We start from the raw sequence: 19334 nt of genomic DNA on the forward strand, positions 1-19334 counted from the left end.
CAGCACAGCCTATGCCTTACGCCAGATCGAGAACAAAGCCATGGTGACCTTTGCATCCAACGCATCGAATACAGCATTCGTGACCGGCGCCTCCAGCGGCATCGGCAAAGCGGCCGCACTTGCGCTCATGCGCGCGGGCTACCGGGTGATCGGCACTAGCCGCAAGGCGGCACCCGGCGAGGTTCGCGACGGCATACGCATGATCGCGTGCGACGTCACATCGGACGCCTCGGTCGCTGCCGCAGTGGCATCCGCGCAGACCGAAGTCGGCTCCATCCACCTTCTCGTCAACAATGCCGGATACGCCATCTCCGGCGCTGCGGAGGAGAGCTCGATCGAGCAGGTCCGCTCATTGTTCGACACCAACTATCTGGGCGTTGTCCGGGTCACGAACGCGGTGCTTCCGATCATGCGCCGCCAGGCCGGCGGACGTATCCTAAATATCGGCTCGGTCATGGGACTGATCCCCGGTCCCTTCGGTGCCCATTACACGGCGAGCAAGCACGCGATCGAAGGCTATTCGGAATCGCTCGACCACGAAGTGCGACCGTTCGGCATTCGCGTCGCCGTGATCGAGCCCTGGGCGACGAAGACGTCCATCGAGGACAATTCCCCGCGCGGCGACCGGCCAGTCTCGGCCTATGGACAGACCTTCGCGCGCTACCAGGCCGCATTCGCCGTGGCCATGGCGAATGGCGACACTGCGGAGGCAGTTGCGGAAACCATTGTCGCCGCGGCACAGGCACGCAAGCCGCAGTTGCGCTATCCTTCGGGCAAGGACGCACGACAAACGGCCTTTGCCCGGCGCTTCCTGCCGCGCGCGCTGTTCGATCGCACCCTGCGCAAGCAGTTCAACATCGCCTGAAAGACCCGTTCTTTCCACCGGCCCGCGTGCGGGCACGAGAGGCCCATCATGACGAACGCACCCACCTCAACCGCATCGACAAGCTCCTATCGCGACGCTCCCAAACGCTTCGTGACCGCGGGCAAAGTCCGCTTCGCCTACCGCGAACTCGGCCCACGCGGCGGAACGCCCCTGGTCCTGTTCAACCACTGGGGCGCGGTGCTGGACAATTTCGATCCGCGCATCGTCGACGGACTTGCCGCCGCGCGCCACGTCATCGCGCTCGACTATCGCGGGATCGGTCTCTCCGGCGGGTCGGCTCCGGTGACGGTAGGGGAGATGGCGCGCGACATGCAGGCCGTCATCGGGGCGCTAGGCTTCACCAAGGTCGATCTGCTGGGCTTCTCGCTGGGGGGCTTCGTCGCCCAGGACCTCGCGCTCAGGGCGCCGGGGCTGGTGCGCAAGCTGATCCTCACCGGCACCGGCCCTGCGGGCGGCACCGGCATCGATAGAGTCGGCGCCATCTCCTGGCCGCTGATCCTCAAGGGGATGCTGACGGCGCGCGACCCGAAGACCTATCTCTTCTTCACCGCCACCGCCAATGGCCGCCGCGCGGCCAAGGACTTTCTCGCCCGATTGCAGGAACGCAAGGCAGATCGGGACAAGGGACCGACGCCGCGCGCCTTCCTGCGCCAGCTTGCGGCGATAAAGGCGTGGGGGCGTCAGGCTCCGCAAGATCTCACGCGCATCACTATTCCAGTGCTTGTCGCCAATGGCGACAACGACATCATGGTGCCGACCGTGAACAGCCACGACATGGCCAGGCGCATTCCGAATGCCGAACTGGTGATCTACCCCGATGCCGGCCATGGCGGCATCTTCCAGTACCATGGCGAGTTCGTCTCGAAAGCCCTGACTTTTCTCGCCGATTGACCTGACAGCATCGAACGCTGGAGACCGCACGTGAAAGCCTTTGTCGTCGACAAGTACAAGAAGAAGGGTGCGCTGCGCCTGGGCGACATGCCCGATCCCGAGATCGGTGCCGACGATGTACTCGTTCGCATCCATACCGCCGCGGTCAACCTTCTCGATTCCAAGATCCGCGACGGTGAGTTCAAGCTTTTCCTGCCCTACCGCCCGCCCTTCATCCTGGGGCATGACCTAGCCGGAACGGTGATCCGCACTGGCGCCAAAGTGCGGCAGTTCAAGGCCGGAGACGAGGTCTACGCGCGCCCGCGCGACGGGCGCGTGGGCACCTTTGCGGAAATGATCGCGGTAAACGCCGCGGACCTCGCGCTGAAACCGGCCAGCCTGTCGATGGAAGAGACCGCGTCGATTCCGCTGGTCGGCCTTACCGCCTGGCAGGCCCTGGTCGAGGTGGGCAAGGTGAAGCCCGGCCAGAAGGTGTTCATCCAGGCCGGTTCGGGTGGTGTCGGCACATTTGCCATTCAACTGGCCAAGCATCTCGGCGCGACCGTCGCCACCACCACCAGTGCCGCGAATGCCGAACTTGTCAGAAGCCTCGGCGCGGATGTGGTGATCGATTACAAGACGCAGGATTTCGAACAGCTGCTGTCCGGGTACGACCTCGTGCTCAACAGTCAGGATGCACGGACGCTGGAAAAGTCCTTGAGCGTGCTCAAGCCGGGCGGCAAGCTGATCTCAATCTCGGGCCCGCCAGACACCGCCTTTGCCCAATCGATGGGTATGAACCTGGTCCTGCGCTTCGTGATGCGAGTGCTGAGCCGGGGCATCGTGAGAAAGGCGACGCGCCGGGGCGTCGACTATACCTTCCTGTTCATGCGCGGGGATGGGCGCCAACTGGCCGAGATCGCGAAGCTTATCGATGCCGGAGCGATCCGCCCGGTCCTCGACAAGGTCTTTCCGTTTGCGCAGACGGCGGAAGCCCTCGCTTATGTCGAAACCGGGCGAGCCAAGGGCAAGGTGGTCGTCCAGGGTTTGTGACGAAGCGCGCCGCACGCATTCGAAGCGCCCAGGGCGTCCGGGGCAGCGGCAACCGAAGTCGATCGGCTGACCGAAACTTAGGCGTGCAGGTAGACTTCCTCGTACTTCACCGACCGCCACAGCCGCTCGACGACGACATTGTCGCGCCAAAGGCCGCGGCCGTCCATGCTAATCGCGATACCCTCGCGCCGGAGCACGCCGGTGAAGGCCTGGCTCGTAAATTGGCTCTTCTGATCCGTATTGAAAATCTCCGGCTTGCCATAGCGCGCCAGGGCTTCCTCGATTGCTTCCACGCAGAAATCGGCCTCCAGCGTGATCGAAATCCGGTAGCTGAGGATCTTGCGGCTGAACCTGTCGAAGATGGCCACCAGATAGACGAAGCCTCGGGCCATGGGGATTTAGCTGATGTCTGTCGTCCATACCTGACCCGGCCTCACGATCGGCAGCTTGCGCAGGAGATAGGGGTAGATCTTGTGCCCTGCCGCCGGCTTCGAGGTGCTGGGGCGGCAGTAGACGGTCTCGATCGCCATCTTCTTCATCAGGCTCGCGACATGGCAGCGGCCGATCGCGATGCCCTCCTGGCGCAGGAAATCACGTAGCATTCGGCTTCCCGCGAACGGAAACTCCAGGTGTAACGTGTCGATGCGCCGCGTGATCGCGAGATTCTCCGACGAAACCGGCCGGGGCAGATAATAGACACTGCCCCGGCTGATCCCCAGTTCCTTCGCCAGACGCTTCACCGGTAAGGTGTGCGTTCGGTCGATCATCGCTTTGCGCTCGACAACAGACCTGCCTTGCCGAGCGCGCCTTCCAAAAAATCGTTCGCCAGCGTCAGTTTGCCGATCTTGGCGAGTAGCGCCTTCACGTCGACGGCGGTCTCGTCCGAGGCCTTCTCTGAGCCGAACACGCCGGCCGCCCCTTCGAGCAACTACGTGCGCCAGGTCGTAATCTGGTTGGGATGCAGGTCATAATCCTGTGCAAACCCCGCCAGCGTCTTCTCACCCTCGGTGGATCGTCTGTACTTGCCTTCAGCTTCACGACTTAGGCGCCCTGAAACCAGGCCCCTCTTGTACCGACGACAGCGCCGCCTCCACCTCTGCAATGCGGGCCTCGAGACCGTCGATCCACCGCCGCTGCTCTTCGAGCGGATCATAGGCGGCGGCGTGGTCGAGCGCCTCGAGATAGCGCCACAGGCTGGACCAAGTGCCGCGCAACCTCCCACTTATTGCCATGGAACATCTCCCGATAGTTCGAACCTTACCCTGAAGATGGCGCTGCTCATGCCGAGCGTTCCTGTGGCGCCGGGCCGTGCGCGGTGGCCTGCGCGGCCGACCGATCATCGCCCGATGGCGGCGCGATGCGATACCAGAGTGCGTAGAGCGCGGGCAGGAACAACAGGGTAAGGATGGTTCCGCCCAAGGTGCCGCCAATCAGCGTCACCGCCATGGATCCCCAGAACACCGAACCGATGAGCGGCACGAACGCCAGCACGGCAGCCAGCGCTGTCAGGATGACGGGACGCGAGCGCTGGACCGTCGCCTCGACCACCGCATCAAAAGGAGACAGTCCGGCATGCTCGTTGTCGTGGATCTGGCCCATGAGGATCAGCGTGTTGCGCATCAGGATGCCCGCGAGCGCGATGAGCCCCAGGATTGCGTTGAACCCGAAGGGCTGGCCCGTCAGCAGCAGGATCGGCACCACCCCAACCAGGCCGAGCGGCGCTGTCAGCAGGACGATCCACATTGCCGACAGGCTGCGCACCTGAAGGATGATCACGATCATCATCAGCACGATCATGATAGGGAAGATCGGCGCAAGCGCGGCATTGGCCTTGCCAGCCTCCTCGATCGAGCCCGCCATGTCGATATGATAGCCGACCGGCAGATCGTCGATGATCGGTTGCAGCTTCTTCGCCATCGCCGCCGATACGTCGGGCGGCTGAAGCCCATCGGCGATATCGCCGCGCACCGTGATGGTCGGCACCCTGTCGCGGCGCTGGAGGATCGGGTCCTCCATACGGACTTCCATCCGGCCAATCTGGCTGACCGGGATGCGCTGCCCGTCCGCGCCGGTGAGGGTGTAGTCGCCGATACGCGCCGGATCGAGCCGATCGGGCCCCTCAGAGCGCACTACGACATCGACAGTACGGATGTCTTCACGAGCCTGACTCACGGTGACGCCGGTCAAAAGGAACTGAAGCTGTTGCGCTACGTCGCTGGAGGAGAGGCCAATCGCGCGCAGACGATCCTGGTCGAGCACGAAGTGCAGCGCGGGCGCCCGCTCACTCCAGTCACTGTTGACGGTGCGCATCATGGGATCGGCTTGAAGGACGTTCTGGACCTTGGCCGCGATGGAGCGGACCGTTGCGAGATCGGGTCCGTTGACACGGAAGGCGACAGGGAACGGCGAATAGGGACCAAACACGAGCTGCGTCGCGCGCACGCGTGCAGCAGGCGCGAGCCCATCTGCCGCAGCCCGGCGCAAGCGGACCTTGAGCGCATCACGCGATTCCTCATCCGGCGTGCGCACGATGATCTTGGCGAACGACGGATCGGGCAACTCAGGCGAAAGGGACATGAAGAAGCGCGGAGCGCCTTGTCCGACATAGGTTGTGACGACCTTGGCTTCCGGCTGCTTGCGCAGCCAGGCCTCGACCTCCTGGGCGGATTTCGCCGTCTGGGCGATCGCAGTGCCCTTTGGCATCTGCACCTCGACCAGCACTTCGGGCCGGTCGGAAGCGGGAAAGAACTGCTTCTTCACCAGCGGCATACCCGCGCCGGCAACAAGGAATGCGCCAAGGGTCGCCAGTGCGACGAGCTTCTTACGGCGCACCGCCCAACCTATGACCCGGCGCACCTTCTGGTAGCGCGGCGTCTCATAGATCGCGGAATGCCCGCCTTCGACCGGCTTGATATTGGGCAGCAGCTTCACGCCCATGTAAGGGGTGAAGATCACCGCCACGAACCAGGAGGCGATGAGGGCAAAGCCTACTACCCAGAAGATGTTTCCGGCATATTCGCCGGCCGTGGACTGGGCAAACCCAACCGGCATCAGGCCGATGACCGTCAGTAGCGTGCCCGCCAGCATCGGTGCGGCCGTGTGGCTCCAGGCATAGGCCGAGGCCTTGATGCGGTCGTAACCTTCCTCCATCTTCACGACCATCATCTCGATGGCGATGATGGCGTCATCGACCAGAAGGCCAAGCGCGAGGATGAGCGCGCCCAGCGTGATGCGGTCGAGGACCCGGCCAGTTGCCCACATGATGACCAGCACCACCGCAAGCGTCAGCGGCACGGCGGCCGCGACGACGATGCCTACCCGCCAGCCGAGGCTGACGAGGCTGACGATCATCACGATCGCAAGCGCTTCCAGGAATGTATGCATGAACTGGTCGACGGCTTCGCTGATGTTCACGGCCTGATCGGTCACCGGCGTCAGGCTCATGCCCACCGGCAGCTCGGACGAGATTTTCTCGATCTCGGCCTTGAGCGATTTGCCAAGATCGAGGCCGTTCCAGCCCTCGCGCATGATGACTCCAAGCAGAATGGCGGGTTCGCCCTCGCTGCGAACCAGGAATGTCGCCGGATCCTCATAGCCGCGCGTCACTTTGGCGATATCAGACAGGCGCAGTGTCCGCCCGTTGGTGACAATCGGCACATCACGGATCTTCGTCAGGTCGTCGAAGGCGCCATCCAGGCGCACCAGGGTTTGCTGACCCTTCGTTTCGATCGCACCGGCAGGGGTGATCAGATTCTGGCTCGCAAGCGCCGTGAAGATATCGCGAGGGGATACACCCAGGGTCGCCAAACGCTCTTGGGCGAACTCGACATAGATGCGCTGGGGACGCTCGCCGACGATGTTGATCTTGTTGACGCCGGGAACGTGGAGCAATCGCTGGCGCAGGCTCTCCGCTTCGCGCGCGAGCAGCCGCTGCGGTTCGCCCTTTGCCTTCAACGCGTAAAGAGCGAACGTGACGTCGCCATATTCGTCGTTGATGAAAGGCCCAACCACGCCCTGAGGCAGCTTCGCGGCTTCATCGCCCAGCTTCTTGCGGGCCTGGTAGAATTGCTCCGGCACCTCTTTGGGGGGCGTCTTGTCGATCAGCGTCAGCGTGGTGAAGGCAAGGCCGGGCCGCGTGAAGGTTTCACTGCGGTCGTAATAGCGCAGTTCCTGCAACCGCTTCTCGAGTGGCTCGGCGACTTGGTCCTGCATTTCCTGTGCGGTCGCGCCAGGCCAGGCGGTAACCACGGTCATGACCTTGATGGTGAAGCTGGGGTCTTCCGCCCGGCCAAGGCTGAGGAAGGAGAAGATACCTGCACCGACGATGGTAATCAGGAAGAAGAGAGTGACGGATTTCTCGCGCACGGCGAGCGCGGAGAGGTTGAAACCCCGCTTTTCGGGCGCATGCTCGCTCATTGCGCGGCTCCCGGCACCAGCGCAGTGCGCACGGCCTGGCCCTGGTGCAGCATGTGGGCTCCCATGGCAACGAAGCGTTCACCTGCCTTGAGGCCCGATGCGATCGTCGCAGTCTCCTCACCGACCGCCGCGATCCGCACAGGCCGCCACGCGAGCTTCGCGGGCGAGCCGGAGCGGATCACCCAGACACCGGGACCTTTGCCCTCGTCCCGAATTGCGCCGAGGGGCACCACGGTCGATGACGCATCTCCGGGCTGCGCCAGCGAAACAGTAACCGTCGATCCGAGCGGAGCGTCCGCCGGTGCGCCTTCGAGAACGTAGCGGGCTTCGAAGGTGCGCGTCGCCGGATCGGCAGCATCGGAAAGAAGACGCAGGCGCGCCGGCCCCGTCGCGCCGCCATAAGTGCGGGCACGGGCCGTCGAGCCGGTCGCCGGTCGGATCGTCTCTGGCAATTGCACCAGGGCTTCGCGTGGGCCGGACCGGGCCAGCCGGACAACAATCTGGCCTGCTGCCACCACCTGCCCAGGTTCCGCAAACGTCTCGACGACCGTGCCGTCGGCATCGGCCATGAGGAGGCTGTAATTCGCTTCGTTGCGCGAAACTCGGGCCTGCGCTTCCGCCGCCGCGAGCTGAGCACGGGCCGAATCCGCTGCGGCCTTTGCCTGATCGTAAGTGGAAGCCGAGACCGCTCCCGCGGCAACGAGGTCGCGCAGACGCCTCTCGTCGGCTGCGGTCTGCACCGAGCGTGCACGCACGGCCTGCACCGTTTCTTGCGATGCCCGCGTTGCAAGCGCGAGATCGGTCTTATCGATCCGCATAAGCGGCTGGCCGCGCCGTACGAACTGTCCGGCATTTACGAGGCGTTCGATCACTTTGCCGCCGACCCGGAAACCCAGATCGCTCTGCACACGAGCTGCGACGATACCGGTGAATTCGCGATTGATTCCGCCCTGCGACGCGGACGTCATCACCCTTACCAGGGGCGGCTCCGTACGCGGGTCGCCATCCGCCTTGCTGCATGCTGCGAGGGAAAGCGGGAGAGCAAGGACGCAAAGGCCCGCTCCTAGAAAACGACTCGACAAGGCTGATTCCTCCGAACTTTGGAGGAGCATTGTTTCCTTGTGACGTTTATGTCAATAGGTCACTGGTCATCATATCACGGAGCCAGGCTGCGCAGAATGAGGCTCATCACTTCAGCTGGAGCTTCGGGAAGCAGGTCGAGATTGCGCTCGAGATGAAGCGGATCGACAAAGGGCATCATCGCATAGAAGATTGCCCGGCAAGTCTCGTCGAGCGGCGTCTTGCGCTCGAACTCGCCACTTTCCCTGCCGCTCTTGATAATGTCAGCAAGCATGTCGTTGAGCGTCTGCTTGTACGCCACGGACGAACTCCACTGCTCAGCAGCAGAATGAGCCGTGATGTCATAGATCTTGCGGTCATGGAAAAAGAGGTCGACGCTTCGGGTCGTCAGGCTTTTGAACATTCGACGAAGACGATCTGTCGCGCTGCTGCCTTGATCGATCGCAGCGCGCGCCTCTGTTACGATCTGCCCCAGTCGCGAACCGCAGATTGCCTCTCCGATCGCCTGCTTCGACTCGAAGAAGCGATAGATATAGGCCTTTGAGAATCCGATCTCCTTGGCGAGGTCGGACACGGTAGTCTTGGCATAGCCGTAGCGGGCAAAACATTCGTGCGCCGCCGCGATGATCTGGTCGCGCACGGCATGTTCGGCGGGCCCTCGGACCGGGGCGTCATTGGTGTTGGTGCTGCTGCTCATCGCTCAAGCATAATGACACACGACACAATTGACAACGAGTGACCATTATATATATCGGTCATATCTTGTTATTTGCGTCCTGAGGAAGCGATGCGTCCCCTGAACTCGATCCTTTCCGCCGCAGGCGGCTCCGTCCTTCTTGCCGGCTGCGCAGTTGGGCCACGCTATGTAGCCCCGGTGTCGATACAGCCGGCCGCTTTTATGAGCGGACCAGAGGTCGAGGCGCGATCGTTCGCATCGGAGGCCGCAGACCTGGTTGCATGGTGGCGCGCGTTCAACGATCCGCTGCTTACAAGCCTTGTCGAACGGGGACTGGCGCAGAATCTCGATCTCCAGCAGGCGGCCGCACGCGTCGTCCAGGCGCGCGCGGCGCTTAAGGGTGCGGATGCCGCGCTTATGCCCTCCGGTCAGCTCAGCGGACAGGCCGGTGAGGTCTATCAGTCCCGCGAGACTCCTATCGGACGGATCGGCAGTGCTTTTCCCCAGTTTGAGCGGTCGACCGAGACCTATGAGCTGAACCTCGGTGCCAGCTGGGAAATCGACCTGTTCGGGGGGCGCGACGCTGCTCGCGATGCGGCGCGCGCCGACTGGCAGGCGTCAAAAGCCGGCGCGGTTGCCGCGCGCCTATCCGTCGCGGCGCAAATCGCCGACACCTATGTTGCCATCCGAATGTTGCAGGCGCGGCTCGATGTCGCGCGCTCGCAACTCGAAACCCAGCAGCGACTGGTCGATCTCGTGGCGCTCCAATATCGCAAGGGTGTGGCTGCCGAACTGCAGTTGAGGCAAGCGGAAGGCGCTCTGGCGCAGGTCCGGGCCTCCTTGCCCGCGCTACAAAACGAACTCGACATGGCGATGAACGCGCTCGACGTGTTGATCGGCGTTCAGCCCGGCACGACGCGCCCTGAACTCGCTGCATTGTCGCATGTCCCCGCACCGCCCGCGATTTCCACGGCCGGAGGGCCGGCCGCCTTGCTGCGCCGCCGCCCCGATATCATGGCTGCGGAGCGCGCGCTTGCCGCGTCCAACGAGCGCATTGGTGTGGCGGTTTCGGAATATTATCCGAAATTCTCCCTCAGCGGCCTGTTGGGAACGGCGACCACGGCTGCAGGTGGCCTGTTTTCCGGCAATGCCACGCAGGCCAATGGCGTGTTTGGCCTGCGCTGGCGCTTGTTTGATTTCGGGCGGGTCGACGCCGAGATCAAGGCTGCCAAGGGGCGCAATGTCGAAGCGCTGGCGGCTTACCGCCTGACGGTTCTGCGTGCCTCGCAGGATGTCGAGGACGCATTCTCCACACTGCTGCAACAGGAAGCGCGTGCGACGGCTCTTGCCCAGGGCGAAGGCTCGCTGTCACGGGCGCGAGATTCCTCCATGGCCGCCTACAAGGGCGGGATGGCCAGCCTGATCGAGGTGCTGGACGCCGACCGTCGCCTGCTTGAGACCCGCGATGGCGCAATTCAGGCGCGCGCCGCAGCAACGCGAGGCGCGATTGCATCGTTTCGTGCTCTTGGCGGAGGATGGAGCGCCACGGGTTAATCGCCACCCAAATTCGACTCTTTAGATTGGCAGTCGCAGACTTCCCGGAGAGCCGGTTGGAAAAGAACCCGGATATGTCCCGCGGAGTGGTGTAGGTTCTGAGGGTAGCGAAGCTGACCGGCCGCGCGCTGACCAATAAAGCGCGGCAGCGGACGGTCAGTTTCGCGGGTGGCCATCGGCGATTCGGATAAGCTTGGGTTGCGAAACTCAACTTACGGAGACACCGATGATGGACGTACAGGCCTTGATTGGAAAAACGGCTGATGGCGATTTTCTGCGCGAGATGATCGGCTTTGCAGCGCAGCGGCTGATGGAGATGGAGGTCGGGGAACGCACCGGCGCGGCGTACAGCGAAAAGGATCCGGAACGCGTCGCTCAGCGCAACGGCTAGCGTGAGCGGGACTGGGAGACGCGGGCCGGCACGGTGGAGCTCCGGATTCCAAAGCTGCGCAAAGGCAGCTACTTTCCCGGGTTTCTGGAACCGCGCCGGATGGTGGAGAAGGCACTGACCGCCGTCATCCAAGGGGCTTATATCCAAGGAATTTCGACACGATCAGTCGACGATCTGGTCAAAGCCATGGGCATGAGCGGCATCTCAAAGAGCCAAGTGAACCGGCTGTGTGAAGAAATCGACGTCCGCCTAAAAGCATTCCTCGATCGGCCAATCGAGGGCGACTGGCCTCACGTCTGGCTGGATGCCACCTGCATCAAGGTTCGCCGCGCTGGCCGGATCGTATCGGTTGCCGTGATCATCGCGGTCGGCGTGAACAGCGACGGCCGCCGCGAGGTGCTCGGCATGACAATCGGCCACTCCGAGGCCGAGGTCTTCTGGACCGAGTTCCTGCGCAGTCTGGCCCGGCGAGGCCTGCGCGGCGTGAAGCTGGTAATCTCGGATGCCGATGAGGGCATCAAGGCGTCAGTCGCCAAGGTGTTGAGCGCCACTTGGCAGCGGTGCCGTGTCCACTTCATGCGTAACGCGTTGGCACACGCCGGCAAGAGTGGCCGCCGCGTCGTCTCGGCGTTCATCGCCACAGCCTTTGCCCAGGGCACACCCGAAACGGCGAAAAGCCAGTGGCGCTCGGTCGCAGATCAGCTGCGGTCTCCCGTCCCGAAGCTGTCCGCCCTGATGGATAGCGCCGAGGAGGATGTCTTGGCGTACATGACATTCCCCACCCAGCATCGCACCAAGCTTCATTCCAACAACCCCATCGAGCGCCTCAATGGCGAGATCAAGCGTCGCACAGAGGTGGTCGGGATCTTCCCCAACGAAGAAGCGATAACCCGGCTCATCGGCGCTATCCTGCTGGAACAGAACGATGAATGGGCTGTCCAGCGCTCCCGCTACATGACGCTTGAGAGCGTTGCGGGATTAAGCAATAACAGCGCCATCACGTTGCCCCACATGGCAGCCTGATCACCCCGATTTGGCCGGAGATCGACGTGGCCACGCCCTCGATCCTACACCACGCAATGAGACACGATCATAGCTGAAGATCTGGAAGGCATGAAGGAATCGCCATGATTGCGGGGCCGGAATAATTCTTGGGGTATGAGATCGCCCCGATGTCGCAACCTGTCCAAAGGGGAAGATGGCAATTTCTCGAGAAAGTTGAAAGAATGTCAGTGTGACAGGATGATGCATGACAGGTTCAACGGGCATACACAGGGATCACCGTCACTCGGTTTCGCGCAAGCTCGTGCTGCTGGCCAATCCCCGTGGGTTCTGTGCAGGAGTGCGGCGCGCGATCGAGGCGGTCGAGGACGCACTGGATGCCTATGGCGCTCCGGTCTACGTTCGCAGAGCCATCGTGCACAATCGCAGGGTCGTCCGGCACCTTGAAGAGCGCGGCGCTATCTTCGTGCGGGAAGTGAGCGAAATACCGGAAGGCGCTGTCGCGATACTCTCCGCCCATGGGACTGCGGCTGTCGTGAAGGAGGAAGCTCGGCGCGGCAAGCTGCGGATTATAGATGCGATCTGTCCCCTGGTCGCCAAGGTGCATTCGGAAGTTGTCCAGTGGCACCTGCACGGCCGCCATGTCGTGCTGGTCGGCCACGCCGACCATCCTGAAATTATCGGGACGGTCGGTCAGGTACCCTGCGGAGCGATCTCGGTGGTATCGGATGCAGCCGATGTCAGTGCCTTATCGCTACCCGACGACACACCGGTCGCCTATGCCGTTCAGACCACCTTTTCCGTCGGCGAGGCAGCGACGATGATCAAGGCGATAGAGGCCCGTTTTTCCGATTGCGTGGGCCCGCGCTCGAGCGACATCTGTTATGCCACGACCAATCGCCAGAATGCGGTCGCCCGGATCGCGGCGCAATGTGATCTGATGCTGATCGTCGGTGATCCAATGTCCTCGAACGCACAGCGCCTCGTGGAAACCGCAATTGCAGCCGGCTGCCGGCAGGGAATGCTGGTCGAAGGCGCCGGAGACCTAGCGCAGCGCTTTCCAGCCAGCGCCACGATCGTTGGCCTCAGCGCAGCAGCATCAGCCCCGGACGAGACAATCGTCGAGGTTTGCGCATGGCTGCGCGAGCAAGGCTTCGAGTTCGACGAGATTGCGGGAACGGAAGAAGGTATGCGCTTCCGAGCGGTATCGGTGATGCCGCCGGATCAGGAACCGGCTTCCCCTATGGAATTCCTGGCCGACATTCGCCGGGACGTTGACGACGCCATTACCGAAGCGATCGGCGATTCTCCTGCGCGCAGTCGGCGTCTCGCTGATGCCATGCGCTACGCGGCGACTGCAGGTGGCAAGCGGTTTCGGGCCGCGCTCACCGTTGCAGTCACCCAGATGCTGGGCGGGTGCAGAAGACAGGCGCTGCGCGCTGCCGCCGCCATCGAATGCGTTCATGCCCAGTCCCTTGTTCACGAGGATCTCCCCTGCATGGACGACGACGACCTGCGGCGTGGCCAGCCGACCGTGCATCGCCGTTTCGACGAGGCAACAGCGGTCCTTGCTGGTGATGCACTGCTGGCGCTCGCGTTCGAGATCATCGCAGATCCGCGCACGCACCCGCAAGCGCCTGTACGCGGTGAACTGGTACTGCGCCTTGCGCAGACGGTCGGCCAGGACGGCCTTTCCGGTGGCCAGATGATGGACCTCTACCCGGGTGATGACATTTCCCGGGAGGATCTTATCGCCTGCCTGGTTCGAAAGACTGGAGCACTTGTACGCTATGCGGTCGAAGCCGGCATCCTGCTGGCCGGAACTAACGCTGGTGACCGCGCGGCACTGATAGCTTTCGCGGAAGATCTTGGCCTGCTGTTCCAGTTGCAAGACGACCTCCTGGACGTGGCCGGCGATGAGCGGGCAGTAGGCAAGGCATTGCGAAAGGACGCCGTCAACAACCGAAAAAATGCGGTCATGGTCTTGGGCACGGAACATGCTGTGCTCGAGGCGCAGCGTCTTCTTGCATCCTGCAAGAGGGCTCTGGTGCCGTTTGGCGAGAAAGCCGATTGCCTCCTCGAGCTAGCGCGCTTCGCTGCGCAGCGTACGCTCTAGAAGCCGGCTTCGATCGCGATCCGGATCGCCTCCGACACCGTACGCACTTCCAATGCGCGCAGGACCGCCGCACGGTGCATTTTGACGGTCCGTTCGGTCACGCCGAGCTCGAAGGCAATCTGCTTGTTCAGGCGTCCTTGCGCCAGCGACTGAAGGATCTGGAGCTGCCGCCGGCTCAGTCTCTCTATACGCGTACGTGCCTCCTGATGGCGACTGGCCGGCGTATCGTCTATGGCCATTTGCGAGCCGAGGAAGAACTCGATTTCCCCGTTGCCGTCGAATAGCGGCGCCACCATCACGGCGTTTCGAAAGGCCGTGCCATCCTTTCGATAATTTATGAGCTCGACCATTGCGGGGCGAACTTGCGCAACCGCATCGCGCAGCATCGCGGCTTGTTCGGTTTCGGTTCTGATACCACGCAGGAACCGGCAGTTGCGGCCGATGACCTATTCTCTGCAATAGCCGGTCAGCTCGAGGAAGGCCTCGTTGCAGGCGACGATCGGATTGTCGGTCAAACGTGGGTCGCTGACCACGGCTGCGACCCGGCTATTTGCAATCAACAAGTTCGGATCCATCGCCCTTGGCACTGCGCTTCCCTTCCCGTTAGGCCATATCGCAGAGGCCAGGCGAGAAGCCTAGGACATTCTCGAAGGTCCGCCTGCGCTGGTTCGGCGGCGAACGTGTCGAGATACATCATGAACATCATGTCGGCGGGGTTTGTGCCGGATCATCAGGATGATGATGAAAGCACCGCAGGCCCGGACGCCGTGCCCGAAGGTGTTTGCGATGCGGTACGTACGCTCTTGCGATGGGCGGGCGACGCCCCTGATCGCGAAGGTCTTGTCGATACGCCCGCCCGCGTAGCGCGCGCGTGGAAAGAATATTGCAAGGGATATGGCGAGGACCCGTCAACCCGCCTTCACGGATGCCGAGAATGCGGCATAGGGTGCCGTGCTAAAGATCGTGTCTCACGTGATGGATGTAATGAATCATCGATTTTGACGGAGCCGAGCGTTCCCGGCGCCTTGTTTCGGCACGAAGGGTTCCACTTGCCTGCCTCTCCCGGTATGGGCGCTCCGGCGAGACGAACCACAGCGGTTCATTGCAGAAAACTCGCACTTGCCAACGCGGGCCGCCCCTGAAACAAACCGGCGATGATCCCCACCGTCACCTACGACTTGCTCTATGATGCCGTGCAGACGGACCGCATGGTCGAGGCAGGCCTGCGATACTTCGAGCAGGGCCGCCTGACGAACTTCGAGATCGACGAGCAGCTCGACATGGTCTCCGCGACGGTGCGCGGCAGCGGCAGGAATCATTATTTCACATCGATCGTCTTTGACGAGGACGAAGACTTCGGCGGCCTCCCCGCAAGCGAATGCACCTGCCCGGTCGGAATGGCCTGCAAGCACGTTGCCGCGCTGCTGTTCGCTCTGCGCGCGTCGGGGCATGACGGCTTCCAGGAGCCGGAAAAGCCGCGCCTGCGAATCGAGGCGGAAGCTGAAACGCGGTCGGGTATTGCCGGTGCCCTGGCCGAATGGCTGGACGGTGCCGCCATCGATGGGCTGGCCGCGCGGATCGAGCACGAGGACCTGTGCTTCACGCTCGAACCGGTGCGCCTCTTCAAGCAGGGCAAGCGCCCGTCCAAGGGCATGCCCGCGCCGGTAGCGCCGGAACGCTACGCCTTGCAGGTCCGCGCCTGGCGCCGCTGGAACCACGAAGCGAGTTGGCGGGTCACCCACCCATGGGAGTTCCAGCAGTCTCGCGGCAACCTGATGCCCGATGCCGTACGGCTGCTGTCACGAATGACCCATGCGGCAGGCGGCGATTTCACGGCGAACCGCAGCCCGAACGGTCCTCATGGCTGGAGCTGGCTGTGGGAGGCGGGCGCCGGAGACATGTTGCGATGGAAATCGCCCGACGGCCCGGTGGTGACAGTCAAGCCGCAGCGCTTCACCGGCATTCTGCATTGGGAAACACTGGCCGACGGCCGGCAGATCGTGGGTCTCGACACGGCTGCCGGTGTCCCCGGCAGCTTCATGATCTTTGCCGGTGACCCGCCCCTGCATCTCGATATCGAAAGCAGCGAACTCAAACTCATCGATGCCTCTGCTTCACCTGCCCTCACCGGACGCCTGCTGGCGATGCCTCCCGTTGCTCCCCATGAAATACCGGAGCTTGCGGACCGCTGGCAGCAGATCGCCCAGGGAGCCCTGCCCGCGCCGGAAATCCCCGAATCTGCATCCATCTCGGGGACCGTGCCGCGCCCGGTGCTGCGCTTGCTCGTCGATAAGCTCAAGTCACAAGACTACGATTGGGGCTGGCGGGCGCGTTCGCGCACGGAGCAAATGGAAGTCGCCAGACTGGAATTCGACTACGAGGGGCACCGCGTCGGTGCGCAGGATCGTGCCCGCGAAGTTATTGCCAACGGACCCGAGGGCATTGTCCGCCTCGTGCGCGACATCGCGGCCGAACAATCCGCCGCCGACCGGTTGGCGCGGGGTTCACTCGCCCCGCTCGCCTTGTCGGACCGGTACGAGACAAAACCGCAGCAAGGCTGGGACCATGGGTTTCCCGGCGATGATACCGGGCATACCCTGGGTTTTCCGGAGTTCCTGGCCAACGAAATTCACGCGCTGCGAGCAGAAGGGTGGCTGATCGAATTCGCGCCCAAGTGGCCCTATCAGATGCTGGAACCGGACGAGGCGGCGAACACGGCACCGGGCATCGAGATCACCCAGCAAACCGCTTCGGATACGAAACCCGGGTCGATCGACTGGTTCGACGTGGAACTCGCGGCACGGCTCGAAGACGGGCAGCGGATCGACGTCCTGCCCGCCCTTCGCCGCCTCCTGGCGTCGGGCGGCAGCGAGATTCTCGAACGCGGCGATGACTACCGCATTCCGCTGGCGCTGGGCGGCGGCCGGTTCACTGCCCTGAAGCTGGGTACGCTCCGCCCGCTGATCGAGACCATCCTGCGCATGGCGCTTGCCGATCACGGCGCATCAACGCTCAGGCTCGACCGCCATGACTTCGGCATGGTCCATGAGCTCGCCGGCTCCGGCACGCCATGGGCCACGGGCGACCGGCTTCGCCTCCTGGCGGCCAGACTCAATGCCCCGGAGGAAAGCGACTTCGCTGCGCCTGCCGGCCTGAATGCGCAACTGCGGGCCTATCAGGCGACCGGATGCGGATGGCTCGCTGCACTCCATGAAGCAGGAATGGGCGGAATTCTTGCCGATGACATGGGCCTGGGCAAGACGCTTCAGGCCATTTCGCACATGCTCTCGATCCGCCGCGATTCCTCGAAGGCTTCCGCGCCGATCCTCGTGGTCGCCCCGACCTCGGTCCTGCCGAACTGGCAGGCGGAAATCGAACGCTTTGCCCCTTCCCTGACCTGCCTGCTATGGCACGGCGCCGGGCGGCACGACCTGCACGAGGACGGGTTCTCGCACGCCGACGTGATCCTTACCAGCTATGCCCTGCTCGCCCGGGACAGCGCCTTGATCGGCGTTCAGGACTATGCCCTCGTCGTGCTGGACGAAGCGCATGTCCTCAAGAACCCCAAGACCGCGGGATACCGGGCGGCTGAGACCCTCAAGGCCAACCAGGTGATCGCGCTGACCGGCACCCCGGTCGAGAATAGGCTGACCGACCTCTGGTCCCTTGCCAGCCTGACGAACCCCGGCCTGCTCGGCTCCTACGAGGGTTTCCGCAAGGCCTATCGCACTCCGATCGAGAAACAGGGCGATGCGGCGGCCCGAACCGCCCTGGCCCGGCGACTGCGCCCCTTCATGCTGCGCCGGACCAAGGACGCTGTCGCACGCGACCTGCCCGCAAAGACGATCGTCCCCGAACGGATCGAACTCGCCGCGCAGCAGCTGCGGCTCTACGAAAGCCAGCGCCTGTTGATGCACAAGCGTGTGCGGGAGGAAATCGACCGGGTCGGGCTGATGCGCTCGCAGATCGTCGTGCTCGATGCCATGCTCAAGTTGCGGCAAATCTGCTGCGATCCGGCGCTTCTGCCGGGCGGGCTCGGGGCAGGCACCGCCTCGGCAAAACGCGAGCGCTTGCGGGAAATGGTGCCGGAACTGGTCGAGGAGGGTCGCAGGATCATCCTCTTCAGCCAGTTCACGACGATGCTCGACCTTCTGGCAAGCGATCTCGATCTCCTCGGCCTTTCTTACGAACAGCTCCGCGGCTCTACCCGGGACCGGGCTCGACCGATTCGCCGCTTCCAGGACGGCGAAGTTCCCCTCATCCTCGTCAGCCTCAAGGCGGGCGGTGCTGGCGTCAACCTGACGGCCGCCGACACCGTCATCCTTTTCGACCCCTGGTGGAACCCGGCGGTCGAAGCCCAGGCCATCGACCGCGCGCACCGGATCGGACAGTCCAGGCCGGTATTCGTGTACCGACTGATCGCCACCGGCACGATCGAGGAGAAAATCCTCGCATTGCAGGAACGAAAGCAGGGGCTGGCGGACATGCTCTGGGACGAGAACGCGAAAATGGGCAGGACCGGGCTGACCGATGCGGACATCGATTTCCTGCTCGGCTGACAGCGACCGGCGCGGACCGTCCGGCCGGGCCAGCCGTCAGGGAGCGAGATGCACCAAGACGACCTGCGTCGTGCGGAAAATTCCGCCGTTCATTTCCATGGGTTTTTTCCCACCGGAATTCCGCAGCTCAGCGCCCGACGAGGCCACCATTTGGATAGCGGGTCCCCGAAGCTCCAACAATGGCGGCCTGGACGCCCTGCGGCCCGGATGCTTGCGCGCTGATCGTTTGTTCCAGCACGGGGGGATCCGCCTCTGCACTGGCAGGCAATCCGGCCGTTCCGGTGCGCTAACGTGTTCACATTGAAAACAGCACGCCTGCGAGACCCGAAGGGGAATTTTGGATTGAGCTGCGTGAACATTCAGCGCTTCTATATGGCAATAAAAGGTCCGGCTCCGGCTCCTGTTCGGCTTACTCGGGCTTCCCGTCCCAGTGCTCCCCACGGATCCTCTTAATCGTCTCTGCAACCTGCGGCACTAGAGACAATCGATATGGCTGGATAAGTCAAACCCGAAGGCCTCCGGGAAACCCGGAACGCTCCATGCTGCCCGATTGCGCAACGCCAATCGCGAGGTGGACGGACCCGCAAAAAAAAGCTCCGCAGAGGAGTTTTTCGGCTGCGGAGCCCAAGGTTCAGCATGATGAGTCTGGCCGAAACAGACCGATGGCCTTTTACGGCAATCCATCAGCTGATCGGGTGCGCCTCCTCGGTGGAGACGTGGGTCGCTTAACC

Annotated in this window: 11 protein-coding genes and 3 pseudogenes; 8 read left to right on the forward strand and 6 right to left on the reverse strand. The window is 63.2% G+C overall.

Features of this window, described 5'->3' with window-relative positions; all coding sequences use genetic code 11:
• The first annotated feature begins 40 nt into the window (after positions 1–40).
• From ACZ1II_RS22700 to ACZ1II_RS22710, 3 genes are read left to right on the forward strand one after another with little or no spacing between them, the layout of a single operon-like run.
• Positions 41–865 (forward strand): oxidoreductase, encoded by an 825-nt coding sequence (locus tag ACZ1II_RS22700; RefSeq protein ID WP_465145805.1) that lies wholly within the window; start codon positions 41–43, stop codon positions 863–865.
• Positions 866–913: 48 nt separating this feature from the next.
• Positions 914–1777 (forward strand): alpha/beta fold hydrolase, encoded by an 864-nt coding sequence (locus ACZ1II_RS22705; protein WP_465145806.1) that lies wholly within the window; start codon positions 914–916, stop codon positions 1775–1777.
• Positions 1778–1807: 30 nt separating this feature from the next.
• Positions 1808–2809 (forward strand): NADP-dependent oxidoreductase, encoded by a 1002-nt coding sequence (locus ACZ1II_RS22710; protein WP_465145807.1) that lies wholly within the window; start codon positions 1808–1810, stop codon positions 2807–2809.
• Positions 2810–2889: 80 nt separating this feature from the next.
• Here the strand turns inward: ACZ1II_RS22710 and ACZ1II_RS22715 are convergent.
• The 5 genes and pseudogenes from ACZ1II_RS22715 to ACZ1II_RS22735 form a co-directional block, all read right to left on the reverse strand.
• A pseudogene (locus ACZ1II_RS22715) lies at positions 2890–3869 on the reverse strand (IS3 family transposase); the annotation flags it as partial.
• On the reverse strand, positions 3844–4023 hold the full coding sequence (locus tag ACZ1II_RS22720) for a hypothetical protein (RefSeq protein ID WP_465147376.1): 180 nt from the start codon (positions 4021–4023) through the stop codon (positions 3844–3846). The pseudogene ACZ1II_RS22715 and the gene ACZ1II_RS22720, both read right to left, overlap by 26 nt.
• A 64-nt stretch (positions 4024–4087) precedes the next feature.
• Positions 4088–7225: an efflux RND transporter permease subunit gene (locus tag ACZ1II_RS22725; RefSeq protein WP_465145808.1), complete on the reverse strand. Its 3138-nt coding sequence runs from the start codon at positions 7223–7225 to the stop codon at positions 4088–4090.
• Positions 7222–8193 carry an efflux RND transporter periplasmic adaptor subunit gene (locus ACZ1II_RS22730; protein ID WP_465145809.1) on the reverse strand — a complete coding sequence of 324 codons (972 nt, stop codon included), beginning with the start codon at positions 8191–8193 and terminating at the stop codon, positions 7222–7224. Before ACZ1II_RS22730 ends, ACZ1II_RS22725 begins: the two co-directional genes overlap by 4 nt.
• Before the next feature lie 188 nt (positions 8194–8381).
• Positions 8382–9002: a TetR/AcrR family transcriptional regulator gene (locus tag ACZ1II_RS22735; protein ID WP_465145810.1), complete on the reverse strand. Its 621-nt coding sequence runs from the start codon at positions 9000–9002 to the stop codon at positions 8382–8384.
• Between the two features lie 90 nt (positions 9003–9092).
• Here ACZ1II_RS22735 and ACZ1II_RS22740 point away from each other — a divergent pair, with 90 nt between their 5' ends.
• From ACZ1II_RS22740 to ispH, 3 genes and pseudogenes are all read left to right on the forward strand, one after another.
• Positions 9093–10535: an efflux transporter outer membrane subunit gene (locus ACZ1II_RS22740; RefSeq protein WP_465145811.1), complete on the forward strand. Its 1443-nt coding sequence runs from the start codon at positions 9093–9095 to the stop codon at positions 10533–10535.
• A gap of 226 nt (positions 10536–10761) precedes the next feature.
• Positions 10762–11949: pseudogene (locus ACZ1II_RS22745) on the forward strand (IS256 family transposase).
• A gap of 226 nt (positions 11950–12175) precedes the next feature.
• Positions 12176–14044 carry a 4-hydroxy-3-methylbut-2-enyl diphosphate reductase gene (gene ispH / locus ACZ1II_RS22750; RefSeq protein WP_465145812.1) on the forward strand — a complete coding sequence of 623 codons (1869 nt, stop codon included), beginning with the start codon at positions 12176–12178 and terminating at the stop codon, positions 14042–14044.
• On the opposite strand, the gene ACZ1II_RS22755 is transcribed toward ispH, so the two are convergent.
• The gene (locus ACZ1II_RS22755; RefSeq protein WP_465147370.1) at positions 14041–14487 is read right to left on the reverse strand and encodes a response regulator transcription factor; all 447 of its coding nucleotides are present in this window, start codon (positions 14485–14487) and stop codon (positions 14041–14043) included. The two genes, ispH and ACZ1II_RS22755, sit on opposite strands and share 4 nt — an antisense overlap.
• A gap of 261 nt (positions 14488–14748) precedes the next feature.
• Here ACZ1II_RS22755 and ACZ1II_RS22760 point away from each other — a divergent pair.
• Both ACZ1II_RS22760 and ACZ1II_RS22765 read left to right on the forward strand, forming a co-directional pair.
• Positions 14749–14964, forward strand: a pseudogene (locus ACZ1II_RS22760) (GTP cyclohydrolase I); the annotation flags it as partial.
• Between the two features lie 234 nt (positions 14965–15198).
• Positions 15199–18603, forward strand: a complete 3405-nt coding sequence (locus ACZ1II_RS22765) for a DEAD/DEAH box helicase (protein ID WP_465145813.1) — start codon at positions 15199–15201, stop codon at positions 18601–18603.
• The last annotated feature ends 731 nt before the right edge of the window (positions 18604–19334 follow it).

It is taken from the genome of Novosphingobium sp. BL-S-20 (assembly GCF_055521635.1).

Excerpts from the sequence above, each read along its gene's own strand:
- ACZ1II_RS22700 (WP_465145805.1), top strand. The coding sequence starts at position 41 with ATGGTGACCTTTGCATCCAACGCATCGAATACAGCATTCGTGACCGGC.
- ACZ1II_RS22705 (WP_465145806.1), top strand. The coding sequence starts at position 914 with ATGACGAACGCACCCACCTCAACCGCATCGACAAGCTCCTATCGCGAC.
- ACZ1II_RS22725 (WP_465145808.1), bottom strand. The coding sequence starts at position 7,225 with ATGAGCGAGCATGCGCCCGAAAAGCGGGGTTTCAACCTCTCCGCGCTC.
- ACZ1II_RS22730 (WP_465145809.1), bottom strand. The coding sequence starts at position 8,193 with ATGACGTCCGCGTCGCAGGGCGGAATCAATCGCGAATTCACCGGTATC.
- ACZ1II_RS22735 (WP_465145810.1), bottom strand. The coding sequence starts at position 9,002 with ATGAGCAGCAGCACCAACACCAATGACGCCCCGGTCCGAGGGCCCGCC.
- ACZ1II_RS22740 (WP_465145811.1), top strand. The coding sequence starts at position 9,093 with ATGCGTCCCCTGAACTCGATCCTTTCCGCCGCAGGCGGCTCCGTCCTT.
- ispH (WP_465145812.1), top strand. The coding sequence starts at position 12,176 with ATGACAGGTTCAACGGGCATACACAGGGATCACCGTCACTCGGTTTCG.
- ACZ1II_RS22765 (WP_465145813.1), top strand. The coding sequence starts at position 15,199 with ATGATCCCCACCGTCACCTACGACTTGCTCTATGATGCCGTGCAGACG.